Source organism: Brevibacterium epidermidis NBRC 14811, assembly GCF_001570805.1.
Lineage (GTDB): Bacteria > Actinomycetota > Actinomycetes > Actinomycetales > Brevibacteriaceae > Brevibacterium > Brevibacterium epidermidis.
In genome coordinates this window covers 39,958-54,223 of sequence record NZ_BCSJ01000014.1, presented here as the reverse complement: position 1 = coordinate 54,223, position 14,266 = coordinate 39,958, and the positions used below count along the sequence as shown (strand labels likewise).

At 65.8% G+C, this 14,266-nt stretch carries 10 protein-coding genes and 1 tRNA gene; 8 read left to right on the top strand and 3 right to left on the bottom strand.

The window, feature by feature from the left end; translation table 11 throughout:
* Positions 1–4 precede the first annotated feature (4 nt).
* A complete protein-coding gene (locus BEP01S_RS17120; RefSeq protein ID WP_062243242.1) occupies positions 5–1,459 on the bottom strand; it encodes a M1 family metallopeptidase in 1,455 nt (484 codons plus the stop codon).
* On the bottom strand, positions 1,452–5,474 hold the full coding sequence (locus tag BEP01S_RS10965) for a Pls/PosA family non-ribosomal peptide synthetase (protein ID WP_083532664.1): 4,023 nt from the start codon (positions 5,472–5,474) through the stop codon (positions 1,452–1,454). Before BEP01S_RS10965 ends, BEP01S_RS17120 begins: the two co-directional genes overlap by 8 nt.
* A gap of 245 nt (positions 5,475–5,719) precedes the next feature.
* Here BEP01S_RS10965 and BEP01S_RS10960 point away from each other — a divergent pair, with 245 nt between their 5' ends.
* From BEP01S_RS10960 to BEP01S_RS10940, 4 genes are all read left to right on the top strand, one after another.
* Positions 5,720–6,934, top strand: a complete 1,215-nt coding sequence (locus BEP01S_RS10960; RefSeq protein ID WP_062243139.1) for a metal-dependent hydrolase family protein — start codon at positions 5,720–5,722, stop codon at positions 6,932–6,934.
* Between the two features lie 208 nt (positions 6,935–7,142).
* Entirely contained in the window at positions 7,143–7,646 is a 504-nt protein-coding gene (locus BEP01S_RS10955) for a DedA family protein (protein WP_062243135.1), read from the top strand.
* A gap of 437 nt (positions 7,647–8,083) precedes the next feature.
* The gene (locus BEP01S_RS10945) at positions 8,084–8,971 is read left to right on the top strand and encodes a sodium:proton antiporter (protein ID WP_244882196.1); all 888 of its coding nucleotides are present in this window, start codon (positions 8,084–8,086) and stop codon (positions 8,969–8,971) included.
* A gap of 104 nt (positions 8,972–9,075) precedes the next feature.
* Positions 9,076–10,329 (top strand): MFS transporter, encoded by a 1,254-nt coding sequence (locus BEP01S_RS10940; RefSeq protein WP_062243126.1) that lies wholly within the window; start codon positions 9,076–9,078, stop codon positions 10,327–10,329.
* Between the two features lie 139 nt (positions 10,330–10,468).
* On the opposite strand, the gene BEP01S_RS10935 is transcribed toward BEP01S_RS10940, so the two are convergent.
* A tRNA-Pro gene (locus BEP01S_RS10935) sits at positions 10,469–10,545 on the bottom strand.
* A 230-nt stretch (positions 10,546–10,775) separates the two neighbouring features.
* Between BEP01S_RS10935 and gcvH the strand changes: the two genes are divergently transcribed.
* The 4 genes from gcvH to BEP01S_RS10915 are packed head-to-tail and all read left to right on the top strand — an operon-like array spanning position 10,776 to position 14,211.
* Positions 10,776–11,180, top strand: a complete 405-nt coding sequence (gene gcvH, locus BEP01S_RS10930; RefSeq protein ID WP_062243123.1) for a glycine cleavage system protein GcvH — start codon at positions 10,776–10,778, stop codon at positions 11,178–11,180.
* Positions 11,180–12,310 (top strand): FHA domain-containing protein, encoded by a 1,131-nt coding sequence (locus BEP01S_RS17280; protein ID WP_062243121.1) that lies wholly within the window; start codon positions 11,180–11,182, stop codon positions 12,308–12,310. The genes gcvH and BEP01S_RS17280 overlap by 1 nt, the downstream gene beginning before the upstream one ends.
* A gap of 10 nt (positions 12,311–12,320) precedes the next feature.
* The gene (locus tag BEP01S_RS10920) at positions 12,321–12,806 is read left to right on the top strand and encodes a bifunctional nuclease family protein (RefSeq protein WP_062243117.1); all 486 of its coding nucleotides are present in this window, start codon (positions 12,321–12,323) and stop codon (positions 12,804–12,806) included.
* Positions 12,807–12,816: 10 nt separating this feature from the next.
* A complete protein-coding gene (locus tag BEP01S_RS10915; protein WP_039208333.1) occupies positions 12,817–14,211 on the top strand; it encodes a class II 3-deoxy-7-phosphoheptulonate synthase in 1,395 nt (464 codons plus the stop codon).
* Positions 14,212–14,266: the final 55 nt, after the last annotated feature.

Below are 14,266 nucleotides of genomic sequence, written 5' to 3'. Positions count from 1 at the left end.
ACGCTTACTTAAGCGGCGGGAGTTCCAACTCCTCGAGCCAAGGACGGACCACCTCGGCGATGTCACGTTCTGCCACGTCGGAGACGCAGCGGATGAACTCCTCTGTGCTCACCGAGGAATGACGGTACCGCTTCGTCCATTCGGCGACGGCCGCGAAGAAGTCCTCATCGCCGAGCTCGAGGCGCAGGGCATGCAGGCACAGTGCACCGCGCTTGTACACGCGGTCGTCGAACATGTTCGGCCCGCCCGGATCGCCGAGCATGATGTCCTGCGGCTGGGCAGACAGATCGTCCCACCACTGCCGCGCGCGCTCGTCGGCACTCGCGCGGCCGGACTCCTCCGACCACAGCCACTCGGCGTAGCAGGCGAAGCCCTCGTTGAGCCAGATGTCCCTCCACCGCGAAGGCGTGAGCGAGTTTCCGAACCATTGGTGCGCCATCTCGTGTGCGACGAGGCGCTCGGCCTCCCACTCGGGACCCAGATGATTGGGCCCGAGCACGGACAGTGGCTGCGACTCGAGCGGAATCTCGAGAACGTCATCGGTCACGACCACGTCGTAGACGTCGAACGGGTAGGGCCCGAAGCGTTCGATGAACAGGTTCATCATTCCGTGCTGGATACCGAGGCGCTCGACCGCCACATCCCAATGATCGTCGGCATAGACGCCGAGGGGAACGGAAGATTCGGTCCGGCTGTGCGTCGTGCGCCTGCCCGACGAATCGTGAACGGACACGTCCTTGCCGGCAGCGCTGGCGACTCCTCGAGCGGCGCTCGACAGCGCGTCCCGGGCCGAACCCGCAACCGCGTCCTTCGCCGCGCCGAGCATCGCAGCACCGAACCGCGTGGCTCCGGAACTCAGAGGGATCTGCCCGTACTTGTAGCGGCCGATCTGCACCGTCGCCAGGTAAGTCGCCAGGGGAGTCGATGACTCATAGGTCCAGCGGGTCCGCCCGGCCTTGCGCGTCTTCTTCGTCAGGCTCCCGTTGGACACCACCGTGTACTCGGACTCGACGAGCACGGAGATCCTGTACTGGGATTTGTTCGAGGGGTGGTCGTTGCACGGGAACCAGGTCGAGGCACCGACGGGCTGTCCAGCCACGAGCACCCCGTCTTCGAGCTCCTCCCAGCCGATGTCGCCCCACGTGCCGATCGCCGGTTCCGGATTGCCCGTATAGCTGATGTCGATGACCACCGGCTGGTTGCTCTTCAGCACCGGGGTCGTCAGCCGCAGCTTCTTCCCTCGAGCGGAGAAACGGACCTTCTTGCCGTTGACGCTGGCCTTCGTCACCCGCAGACCTGTGAGGTCGAGGACGATCGATGAGGTGTCTGTGAGCACCCGCCCCTTGAGCACCGCCCTGGCCGAGAGTCGGTTCGGACCGATCCGGTAGTCGAGGTCGAGATCGTAATGGTCGATATGAAGGTCCGCGTTGCCGACACCCTGTGTATAGGTATCAAGCATGCGATCGGCCCGATCGTTCTCCGTCGTCGGGGTCTGAGCCGTTGTGACCGACGTCGTCTCGGCCTGCTTCTTCGCGACCGACGTCTTCTCGGCCTTCTTCGCTGAGTGCGGGAAGTTCTGGGGCATCCACCCAGGGTATGACAGGATTGCCGCTGAAGTAGGCATGGGCCGGCACGAACTCTCCGCGCATGACCAGAGACGTCGCTCCCACCGTGGCGTTCTCACCCAGCGTGGAAGCCGGGAGGATGACGCTGTTGGGCCCCAAAGTGGCACCAGGATCGAGCTGCACTGTATCGAGACTCATCACCCGATCATGGAACAGGTGAGTCTGGACCACACAGCCGCGGTTGACCGTCGAATTGTCGCCGAGGCGGACGAGGTCGGCCTCCGGCAGCCAGTAGCTCTCGCACCACACTCCGTGGCCGATCTTCGCGCCCATCGCCCGCAGGTACCACACGATCGCAGGCGTGCCCACGGCGTTCCGGGCGAACCAGGGAGCGGCCACGAGTTCGACGAAGCAGTCGGCGACCTCGTTGCGCCAGATGAATGACGACCACAGAGGATGCTCCCCGGGTCGGATGGGACCGGCGAGGATCCATTTCGCCGCCACGGCCAATCCCGCTGCCACAGCACCGGCGGCCATCATCACGATCCCCGAAGTAAGCAGGGCCAACAGGACCGAAGCGAAGAACGTCGTCGACTGCGCGGCCACCCCGCCCGGCAGGCCGAGGAAGAACCAGATGGTGAGGACGACTCCGGTGATGAGCACGCCGCCGGCGATGATCGACGAGATCCGCAGCGTCTCCCAGAAGGCACGAGCGGCCTTGACCCCGAAGGTCGGAGCATAGGTGAGTGACTCGTCGGATTCCACAGCGGCGCGACGCAGCTGCACCGGGGGAGAGCCGAGCCACGACGATCCCTTCTTCGCCTTCGCCGGCGCCGCTGAGAGCACCGCGACGAGGGAATTCTTCGGCACCCTGCGACCAGGGGATGCGATTCCCGAGTTGCCGAGGAAGGCGCGTTTGCCGACCTTCGCTCGCCCGGCGCGCATCCAGCCGTGCCCGAGTTCGTAGCTGGCGACCATGGTGTCATCGGCGAGGAAGGCACCGGCCGCGATCGTCGTCATCTTGGGCACGAAGACGACGGTCGAGATCTCCGTACCCGGCCCCACCTTTGCACCGAGGAGGCGCAGCCACCACGGGGTGAGCATCGACGCATAGAGGGGGAACAGCAGATCCCGGGCCATGTCGAGCAGACGCTCCGTCGCCCACACCCGATATCCGCGAGCCGAACGAACGGGGAACTCACCCTCTTCCATGCCGATCGCCAGAATCCGCACGGACACAAGGATGAGTAGGGCGGTGGTGAGGAACCACAGGCAGGCGACCACGGGGGACCATGCCACCAGCAGCCAGGGAGACTCGAGAACCTCGATCCCGGAGACCCCGAGCATGATCGCGAAGCCTGGCACTACCGCAAGATACGGCAGCAGCGCATTGATCTGGGAGCCGACGGCGTAGAACAGGAAAGGCAGACGCCGCCTGGGCGGGGGAGCCGGCCAGGACTTCTTCGCCTTCCCGACCCGCACCGCAGGCGAACCTGAATAGATCTGGTTCTTCCGCACCCGACCGGTCACCGCGGATCCGGCTTCGACGAGAGCTCCGATCCCCACCTCGGCGCCGGGCATGAGCGTCGACCGGGCACCGATCGTGGCGTTGCGGCTGATGTCGATGCGTCCGATGCGCAGCAGGTCGCCGTCGACCCACCAGCCCTTGAGATCGACTTCGGGTTCGACTGCAGCGCCCTCGCCGAGGGTGAGGAAACCGGTCACCGGGGGCACTGAGTGCAGATCGGCGTCGCTGCCGATCCGATTGCCCAGCAGCTTCGCATACCAGGTCACCCAGGGTGCGCTCGCCACCGAGACCGCAGCGGCGATGTCGGCGATGTGTTCGGCCAGCCACAGCCGTTTATGCACCCACCCGGATCGCGGATAGACCCCGGGCCGGATCCCGATCATGAGCAGGCGTGCCGCACCCGCGGAGATGAGCATCCGCCCCCACGCGGTGACGAAGACGAGGAAGAGGACGATAAGCACCGGCCACGGTGTGAAGGGCAGGTCCGCGCCGAGACCGACCCCGATATTGGCCGCGAGCATCGCCAGTACGACCCATCGGACCCCGCCGAGGATGTGCACCGGAATTCCGAGCAGCACCTGGAAGGCCTGCATGCCCCGGGAGGTCCGTGTGATCGTCCGCTTCGGACCTGCCGGTCCGATTCCGGCCCCTTCCTCGCCGTGGCAGAGCCTGGACAGGGCGCCGAAGCGCGGATGCGCGTAGATGTCGCCGACGGTGACGCTGGGATGGCGGGTGCGCAGTCGGGAGACGAGCTGTGCGGCGCCCAGCGAACCACCGCCGGCGGTGAAGAAGTCCGTATCGCTTCCCGGTCGGGCACCGAGGACCGCGGCCCACTGCTCGGCGACCCACTCCACGTCCTCGTCGAAGACCTCATCGGATCCGGCCGCCTCGGCGCCGTCATCGAGCGGCCACCGCAGGGCATTGCGGTCGACCTTGCCGGAGGTCTTCGTGGGCAGGTCATCGACGAGGGCCAGACGGGGAACGAGTGCGGCCGGCAGTTCGTCACGCAGCCGGGCCTCCCAGTCGGGAAGGTCGGCCTCGCCGGAACCGGCACCGGGGGCGAGGTAGCCGATGAGGACGTCCGTGCCGGCCGCCGTCTTCTTCACCGCGGCCGCAGCGCCTTCGACACCGGGCAGGGCCTGCAGGGCAGCGTCGATCTCGCCGAGTTCGATGCGTCGGCCTCCGAGTTTGATCTGCTCATCGGCACGACCGACGAAGATGAGCCCGGCCGGATCGTTGACGACGAGGTCGCCGGACCGGTACCCCCGGTCCCAGCCGAGACTCGGCATGGGGGCGAACTTCTCGGCGTCCTTGGCAGCATCGAGGTAGCGGGCCAGTCCGACTCCGCCGATGATGAGCTCGCCGGTCTCGCCCTCGGCGACGGGTACGCCCTCGGCATCGACGACGGCCAGATCCCAGCCCTTGAGCGGCAGGCCGATGCGCACCGGCTCGGACCCGTCGAGCATGGCCGCGCAGGCGACGACGGTCGCCTCGGTGGGGCCGTAGGTGTTCCACACTTCACGGTCGTCGTCGCTGAGCCGACGTCCGAGCTCGGGCGGGCAGGCCTCACCGCCGAAGATGAGGAGGCGGACATTGTCGAGGCTCTCCGCCGGCCACAGTGCGGCCAGGGTGGGCACGGTCGAGACGACGGTGATCTGCCGCGATGACAGCCACGGTCCCAGATCCATTCCGGACTTCACCAGTGCACGCGGGGCAGGGACGAGGCACGCGCCGTGCCGCCAGGCCAGCCACATCTCCTCACAGCTGGCGTCGAAGGCCACGGACAGTCCGGCCAGGACGCGATCGCCGGGACCCAGCGGCTCCTCGACGCAGAACAGGGCCGCCTCGGCGTCGACGAAGGCTGCCGCCGAACGATGGGTGACGGCCACGCCTTTCGGAGTGCCCGTCGAGCCGGAGGTGAAGATCACCCAGCAGTCGTCATCGGGGGTAGGCGAACGCAGCTCGGAACGGTCGAGAGGACCGCGGTCGGTGCGGGATTCGATGTGTGGTCCGGCGGTGACCACTCCGGTCACGGCCGCCTCGGCGAATACGGTGCGCGCCCGCTCATCCGGGTCGTCGACGTCGACGGGAACGTAGGCCGCGCCGAGCATGAGCGTGGCCAGGATCGCGAGGTACAGATCCACCGACCCCGAGGGGACGCGGATGCCGACCTTGTCACCGGGGCCGATTCCGGCTTCGGCCATCTCCAGCGCGAGATCGCGGATCGCGGTGATGAGCTCCGCGTAGCTGAGCACCCGAGTGCCGTCATCGAGGGCCGGTTGATCGGGATGGGCGCCGGCCGACTCGAGGAGGACGTCGATGAGGGTGCGGTCCTCGCGGGGCCGCACGGGGGACGGGAACTGCGGTGCGTATTCTCTCACGGATCTTCCGAGTCGTTCGGGAGCTGACTGGCGCCGGGCCGACCGGCATCGCCGGTGACCTTAGTCCAATAAGGTGTCGCGGACGTGAACACAGGTCGGGGCGCACGGAGCGCATCCCGGTTCCACGGACTGATCCTATCGCCACGGGACAGGCACTATCGTCACGGCTCAGGCGTCCGTGATAGATGTGAGTAGACGGCCGTCCGCGGTCGACCAGCTGATTTTCAACGATGAGGAGCACGCCCATGGTCACAGTTCTCACCCACGCCACCGTCTTCGACGGCACCCGCTTCCTGCCCGGCACCCGGGACGTCGTCATCGACGGAGGACGAATCACCTCGGTGACCGAAGGGGGACAGGGATCACACAACGCCGGGGACGACTACGTCGACTGCACGGGCAAGACGATCATTCCCGGAGTCATCGACTGCCACGTCCACCTCACGAGCTCCGGAGCGGCAGCCACCGCGAACTTCCACGATCCGTTCTCGCTGCAGTTCTATAATTCCGTGGCGAATATGGAAGCCACCCTCAAGGGCGGAGTCACGACCGTGCGCGACGCCGGCGGCACCGACCTCGGGGCAAAGGTGGCAGTGGAGACCGGCGTGGTGCGCGGTCCGCGCCTGACGATCGCCGTCAGCATCATGTCCCAGACCGGCGGGCACGGGGACTTCCACCTCGTCTCCGGAGCCGAATCGCCGTTCCTGGCCCCTCACCCGGGCCGGCCGTCGGGAGTCGCCGACGGACTCGAAGGGGTGCAGAAGAAGGCCCGCGAACTCCTGCGGGCGGGCGCCGACCACATCAAGATCTGCTCGACCGGGGGAGTGCTCTCCCCGCGTGATGACCCGCGCCACTCGCAGTTCACCGAAGCCGAGATCGCCGTCATCGTCGCCGAGGCGGCCGCTCAAGGTGCGTCCGTCATGTCCCATGCCCAGGGCGCACCGGGAATCAAGAACGCCGTCCGTGCCGGGGTGCGCTCGATCGAACACGGAATCTATCTCGACGACGAGGCCATCGACCTCATGTGTGAGCACGGCACCTTCCTCGTCCCGACCCTGCAGGCCCCACAGGCGGTCATCAAAGCCGCCGACACCGGCGCCGCACTGCCCGCCTCAGTCGTTGACAAGGCCCGCCGCGTCGTCGAGGCGCACCAGGAGTCGATCGCTCGGGCCCACGAGGCGGGAGTCCCGATCGCTCTGGGTACCGACGCCGGAGTCGGCCCACACGGGGAGAACCTCGAAGAGATCAGCCTGTTGGCCGAGGTCGGGCTCTCCACGACGGAGGCGCTCGCCGCCGGCACCTCCGTGGCGGCTCGCCTGCTCGATGACGATCGGGTCGGTCGCCTCGGCGCGGGCGGTCTGGCCGACCTCGTCGTCGTGGACGGCGACCTGCGCACTGCCGATGTCCGCGGAATCGAGAACCGAGTCAACGCGGTCTACCTCGACGGCGAACTCGTCTGAGTCGTTGACCGAACCGGAACGTCGCCGAGGCGGTGCGCCCTGATCGTACGTCTGCGAGGGCACGGCCGCCTCGGTGGGTGAGATCGGTCTCGCCTCATCATTTGGTGAGGGAACCCTAACCTGATGGGGCTATGATGAGGGTGACCGATCCATAGGCCGCAGCGCGTCATTGCGGCGGAAATGCCAGAGAGAGGAGTGCGCCTCAGCGATGAATCCGCTCGACTGGTCGTTTCCGATCGCCGTGACCTGGCTGATCATGTTCGGCATCATCATCTTCCGCGCCGGCGGCACCTTCCTCCTCGGCCGCTTCGCCCGGAAGGGGATCCGCAAGTTCGACCGGGTCGAGAAGATCATGTCCGGGCGCAAGTACCGTCGCGCCGAGGACACGATCGACCGTTTCGGGGCACCAGTCGTGGCACTGAGCTTCCTCACCGTCGGACTGCAGACGGTGGTCAACCTGGCTGCCGGAACCACGGGGATGCGCTACCGCCGCTATGTCCCGGCGCTCGCCGTCGGCGGATCGCTGTGGGCGCTCATCTACTCGACCGTCGGATTCCTCGGCTTCAAGGCCGTCGCCAAGGCCTACCAGGCCGAGCCGGGACTGACCGTCGGGCTCGGCCTCGTCTTCGTCGTCGCGATCATCGGTCTGTTCATCGGACTGCGCAAGGACCGAACTCCCGCCGAGGAAGAGGCCTCCGCCTCGGTGAACTGAGCGAACTGCGCTGCCGCCTCGGTGATTTGAAGGATCCAGCTGGGCGAACCGAAGGATCCACCTCGGAGTCCGTCAGGCAGACTGTGGTCCGAAGTGCCGCGCGCGTTCAGTAGAGTGGGACAGCGTCAGCGTCGACATGACGAGACTGCTCGTCGACAGTGAGTAAAAAGGAGTCCCCGGATGGTCGTGGCCTGGTGGAGCATCATCCCGTTCGTTCTGCTGCTCGGGTGCATCGCGGTGCTCCCGCTCATCCCGGCCACGGAGAAGATCTGGGATCGCAACCTCGTCAAGCTCATCGTCGCCTCGGGCGGAATCTTCCTCGTCGGAGACATCAAAGCGACACCGCGCAACAACACGATCTTCATCGTCGCGAACTGCGGTGGTCTGCTCACTCCGCTGGGCGAGACCCGCCGCTGTTCCTCGGCATGCTGCGCGGAGTGCCCTTCGAATGGACGTTCGGACTCTGGCCGTACTGGCTGTTCGTCAATGTCCTTCTGCTCATCAGCTACTTCGCCCTCGACTCGAAGATGTACGCAAAGGAACCGGCCGAGGCACTGGCCAAGGACGCCGAGTATGCGACGAAGCTCGGCCTGCGCGGCGCCAGCGGTCTGCTGTTCCTGGCGATCATCATCATCGCCGTCACGTTCATCCCCTCGGTCGACTTGCACGCGATCGAAACCGGGCATGCGACCGCCTCGGACTACGTGCCGCGGCGTGAGGTCGTCATGCTCCTCTCCGCGATGACCTCGTTCCTCGTCGGCGACCGTGGTGCCAGCTTCAACCTCAACAAGTTCACGTGGACGCCGATCCTCGAAGTCGGGGCGCTCTTCATCGGCATCTTCCTGACGATGATGCCTGCTCTGCAGCACCTCGGTCAGATCGCCCACAAGATCCCGCTGGGCGAGATCTCCCTGTTCATCTTCACCGGCGGCCTCTCCTCCGTCCTCGACAACGCTCCGACCTATGTCACCTTCTTCGAGATGGCCGCCCAGGTGCCGGGCGAGCCGAAGGTGGCGGGAGTGCCCGAGACGCTGCTCATCGCCGTCTCGCTGGGTGCCGTCATGGGCGGAGCCATCACCTACATCGGCAACGGACCGAACTTCATGGTCAAATCCGTCGCAGAATCGGCGGGCGTCGCGATGCCGAGCTTCGGCGGCTACGTCTGGTGGTCGCTGCGCCGCCTCATGCCGATCCTCGTCTCGATGGTGCTCATCTTCATGACCGGTTCGCTGTGGTGGATGCTGCTCGGAGTGCTGGTCGGACTCGTGATCCTCGGACCGGCCGGGCGAGACCTGCGTGCGGCGAAGGCCGTGAAGGCGGACTGAATCGTCATGCCCGGAACCAGTGAGTCACGCAGGTCGAATGCGGTGGGACTCTGAGTCCGCGCGATGAGGCTGGGCGGTCCGGTTCCGGCCGGGGCCGCAATGGTGTGAGCGCCGCTGCCGGAGTCGGCCTCTACTTCACCGGAAACGGGGCCGTCTTCGCGGCGCTGCTGCCGTGGTATCCGCTGCTGGTCGACCGCCTCGAGCTGAGCTCCTGGCAGTTCGGACTCGTCGTCGCCTGCTTCGCAGTCGGATCGCTGCTGTCCTCGGCCCTGCCCGCCGCGCTCATCGCCCGGTTCGGAGCGCACCGGGTCGTCATCGTCGGGACGGTGATGCTCGGCGTGGCCGCCTCGGCGACGGCATGGTCGGTCAACGGCGTGATGATGGCAATCTGTCTGCTCCTGCTGGGGTGCTGCGATGCGATCGTCGACGTCGCGCAGAACGTCGTCGGCATCTCCGTCCAGGAGCGGGCCGGCCGCTCGATCCTGTCATCGATGCATGCGCTGTGGAGCCTCGGCGGACTGCTCAGCGGAGCCGCCGCGACCGCGGCCGCCAGCGCAGGTGCCGACATGCGGGTGTGGCTGGCGATCATCGGCACCGCAGCCGTGCTCATCACGATCGTGGGTCGGCGCCTCATCGGCGGATATGCCTCGCCGAGGCGCGTCGCCGGTTCCGATCCGAGCTCGACGTCCGATTCCGGGGCCGACTCCGGATCGGAATCCGGATCGGACTCCCGTGTGGCTGATCTGACCGGAGAGGTTGAGCGCGCGAGCCGTGGCGGCGCCGGGGCCGCGGGACGTTCGAAACTTGCGGTTCTCTTGGCGGCGCTGCCCTTGGCGATCGTGGCGATCTGCGGTGCCGTGGTCGAAGACGTCGCGAACAACTGGGCAGGGCTGGCCGCGGTCGATTTCGCTGAGTTTCCGGCCGCCTCGGCGGGGATCGCCTTCAGCATCGTCATCGGCAGCCAATGTCTCGGACGGTTCAGCGGGGACGTGCTCGTGACGAGGTTCGGGGCCGGTCGGGTCGCACGCCTCGGTGGCGGACTCATCGCTCTCGGCGGGATCGGGGCCATCACGGCCCAGGAGCCGATCCTGCTGCTCATCTCGATGGGAGCGTTCGGATTCGGGTCTGCGACGCTCGTGCCCGGTGCACTCGGCGCTGCTGGCCGTCTGCCCGGAGTGGGCCGGGCCGGGGGAGTGACGCTTGTGAACTGGCTGATGCGGGTCGGCTACCTCGGGACGAGCCCGCTGATCGGGGTCGTCGCCACCGGAGCCGGACTGCGCTGGGGCCTCGGCATACTCGTGCTCGTCGGCATCCTGACGATGGTCTTCGCGAACCGCTTGGACGTGCGCCGGACCTGACGCCTGCCGGAGTCGGCGCGGGAGCGGGGTCGAGATCGCGCAATGTATGGGTGGGCTCGAGATTACGCAGGGTGCAGAACAGTTCCGGGAACGAAAAATGTGCCGCTACCTCGTTGATGCGAAGTGGCGACACATGTGGTGGTCGGGCTAGCGGGATTTGAACCCACGACCTCTTCACCCCCAGTGAAGCGCGCTACCAAGCTGCGCCATAGCCCGTTACCGTACTCCCTCGTGGGCAACGAGAACTAGCTTATACCGATCAAGGGCCAACTGCCAAAACCGCGTTCCGTGACCTTCGAAAAACAGGTATCATCCCAGGTAGATACCGAAGAAGCGGGACTTGCAGATGCCTGACAGGGTGACCCGGTAACATTTCCGTTTCGTGATTGTTATGAAAGTGGACTAGGCCGCTATGCTTGGTACACCGACAAACTAGAGGAGTCGACATGGCAGATCTGGATTATCCAGTGTCTTTGCGGTACTCGCGCGACCATGAGTGGGTCGCGACCACGGATGACAATGCAGTAGTCCGTGTGGGTATCACTGATTTCGCCCAGGAACAGCTGGGTGACGTCGTCTATGTCGACCTGCCTGAAGCCGGGGATTCGGTCACCGCAGGGGAGTCCTGTGGCGAAGTCGAGAGCACGAAGAGCGTCTCTGACCTGATCGCACCTGTGTCGGGGACCGTCACCGAGGTCAACGACTCACTCGACGACTCACCAGAGACCGTGAACTCGTCGCCTTTCGAAGGCGGGTGGATGTATCTCGTCGAACTCAGTGACCCCGCACAGCTCGAATCGCTGATGGACAGCGAGGCGTACAAAGAGCTCATTCAGAGCGAGGAGGCGTAATGTCGCAGAATCACGATCAGAATCGTCCGACCCCCTCGCAGCCCTGGTATGACAACGGACAGGTCCCGCAGTCGAAGAAGTTCCCGTTCGGGGCCGGAAACGGCAACGGCGGCGACGAGTCGGCGACTCGGATGAACCCTCAGGTCGACCAGAACAGCCAGGGGAACACCCCGCCCTACGGACAGCAGCCGGCCAACGGCGCCCCACAGGCACCGCAGTACGGCAACGGCCAGAATCACGGCGGGACCCCGCAGGGCGGTCAGCCCTACGGCAACGGCCAAAACCACGGCGGCACTCCGCAGGGCGGCCAGCAGTACGGCAACGGTCAGCAGTATGGCGGTGGCCAACAGTACGGCGGCACTCCGCAGGGCGGCCAGAATTATGGTGCGTCGCAGCCGGCCGACCAGCCCTACGCCGGAAACGGTCAGGGCGGCCAGAGCCAGCAGCAGTATCAGCCTCAGCAGAGTCAGTATCCACCGCAGAACTTCGACCAGCCGCAGAGCGGCCAGCCTCAGTCCGGTCAGCCTCAGGGCAGCCAGGGTCAGCAGTACGGAAACTATCCGCAGCAGGGCGGCCAGCCGCAGTACGGTTCGAACGGTGCCGGCCAGTACGGCCAGTTCGATCCCAACCAGCAGCAGGGAAGCCAGCCCGGCCCCGGCCAGTATGGTCAGCCCCAGTCGGGTCAGCCGCAGTCCGGTCAGCCGCAGGGTGCGCCGACGAACGGCGGTCAGGATCCGATGAACGATTCGGGCAGCCAGCAGTTCCGGGGAATCCTGGACCCGCATACCGGCGAGATCCACCCGGTTCCCGACCTCGAAGGTCTGCAGGATGCAGACGCTCTGCTCGTCGTTGTCTCCGGACCGGACTCCGGTTCGCAGATCCTGCTCGACACCGACGTGGTCACGGTGGGTCGCAGCCCGAACGCGGACATCTTCCTCGATGACGTCACCGTCTCGCGCAAGCATGCCGAGTTCATCCGTACTCCCAGTGGTTTCACGCTGCGCGACACGGGCTCGCTCAACGGCACCTATGTGGGGCGTCAGCTCATCGACTCGATCGAACTGCAGAACGGTGCCGATGTGCAGATCGGCAAGTTCCGAATGATCTTCCAGCAGCGTCCGCGCTCCTGACCGGGGGATAATGTCAAAAGTTGAAGTCGAGGTTGTCGGCGTCCGCATCGAAATGCCCGCCAACCAACCGATTCTGCTGCTCAAAGCCAGCGAACCTGCGTACTATCTGCCGATCTGGGTCGGTGCGATCGAAGCCAATGCGCTGTCGATCGCTCAGCGGGGACTGACCCCGCCGCGTCCCATGGCGCACGCGCTTCTGCTCGACGTGCTCGAGAAGTACGAAGCCGAGCTGCAGGACGTGACGATCACCGGCAAGGATGGTCAGATCTTCCTGGCCGAGCTGCACACGAACGACGGGAAGTCGATCTCTGCGCGCCCCTCGGACGCGGTGACTCTGGCGCTGACAGCGCACTGCCCCGTCTACGTCGAAACACAATTGCTTGAAGAGTCCGGAATCGAAGCTCCCGAGGCCGATGAAGAGGAAGTCGCACAGTTCAGAGACTTCCTCGACAACGTCTCGGCCGAGGACTTCGAAACCGGTACCGAAAACCCATGAAAGTGAAACAGTGAGTCTCCACACCGATCCGGTTCTGTCCAACAGAGAAATCGCCGCTGCCGGCCACGACAACCTCCGCGGTCTCGACGACTGGCGAGAGATGGATCCGAAGCAGCAGCCGACGTATCTCGACAGCGCCGCGCTCGACGAGGTGCTCACCGACCTGCGCAACTCGCCTCCGCTGGTCTTCGCCGGTGAAGCCGATGTGCTCAAGCAGCGGATTGCCGCTGCCTCTCGCGGTGAGGCCTTCGTCCTGGCCGGCGGCGACTGCGCCGAATCCTTCGACGGAGCTCAGGCTGACAAGATCCGGGCTCGTGTGCAGACTGTTCTGCAGATGGCTGCAGTGCTCACCTACGGCGGTTCGATGCCCGTGGTGAAGATCGGCCGTATGGCCGGTCAGTTCGCGAAGCCGCGCTCGGCCGATATGGAGACCCGCGACGGAGTCACCCTGCCGTCGTTCCGCGGCGACATCGTCAACGGCTATGAGTTCACCGAGGAATCCCGTCGCCACGATCCGGAGCGTCTGCTCAAGGCGTACCACATCTCCGCATCGACGCTTAACCTCATTCGTGCGTTCACCCAGGGCGGTTTCGCAGATCTGCGGTTCGTGCACGACTGGAACCGCGGTTTCCTCGCATCGAACCCCGGCTACCAGCGCTACGAACAGACCGCTGCCGAGATCGACCGCGCCATCCGCTTCATGGATGCCTGCGGAGCCGACTTCGACGCTCTGAAAACCACCGAGTTCTACGCCGCCCACGAAGCGCTGCTGCTCGAATACGAACGTGCACTGACCCGCATCGATTCACGCACCGGCGAAGCCTACGACGTGTCCGGCCATTTCCTGTGGATCGGTGAGCGCACCCGCGAGATCGACGGTGCTCACGTCGACTTCCTGTCGAAGGTGCGCAACCCCATCGGCGTGAAGCTCGGACCCACGGCGACCGCAGACGACGCTCTGGCCCTGGCCGAGAAGCTCGACCCCGACGCCGAACCCGGCCGTCTGACCTTCGTCACCCGCATGGGTGCAAGCCAGATCGGCGAATCGCTGCCGGCTCTGCTGGCGGGAATCGGCGATCGGCTGCCGCACGTGACCTGGGTCTGCGACCCGATGCACGGCAATACGATCACCTCGAACACCGGGTACAAGACCCGCCGCTTCGAAGACGTCATGGCCGAGGTCGAAGGATTCTTCAACGCCCACCGCGATGCAGGCACGATCCCCGGCGGACTGCACATCGAACTCACCGGCGATGACGTCACCGAGATCATGGGCGGAGCCACGGAGATCGACGACGAAGGCCTGCGTCGCCGCTACGAGACTCTCGTCGACCCGCGCCTCAACCACGATCAGTCGCTGGAGATGGCGTTCCAGGTCGCCGAGTACCTCACTCGCCGTCAGTAACAGCCACCACCGACAATGCCGAGGGCTCCGCAGAATCTCTGCGGAGCCCTCGGCA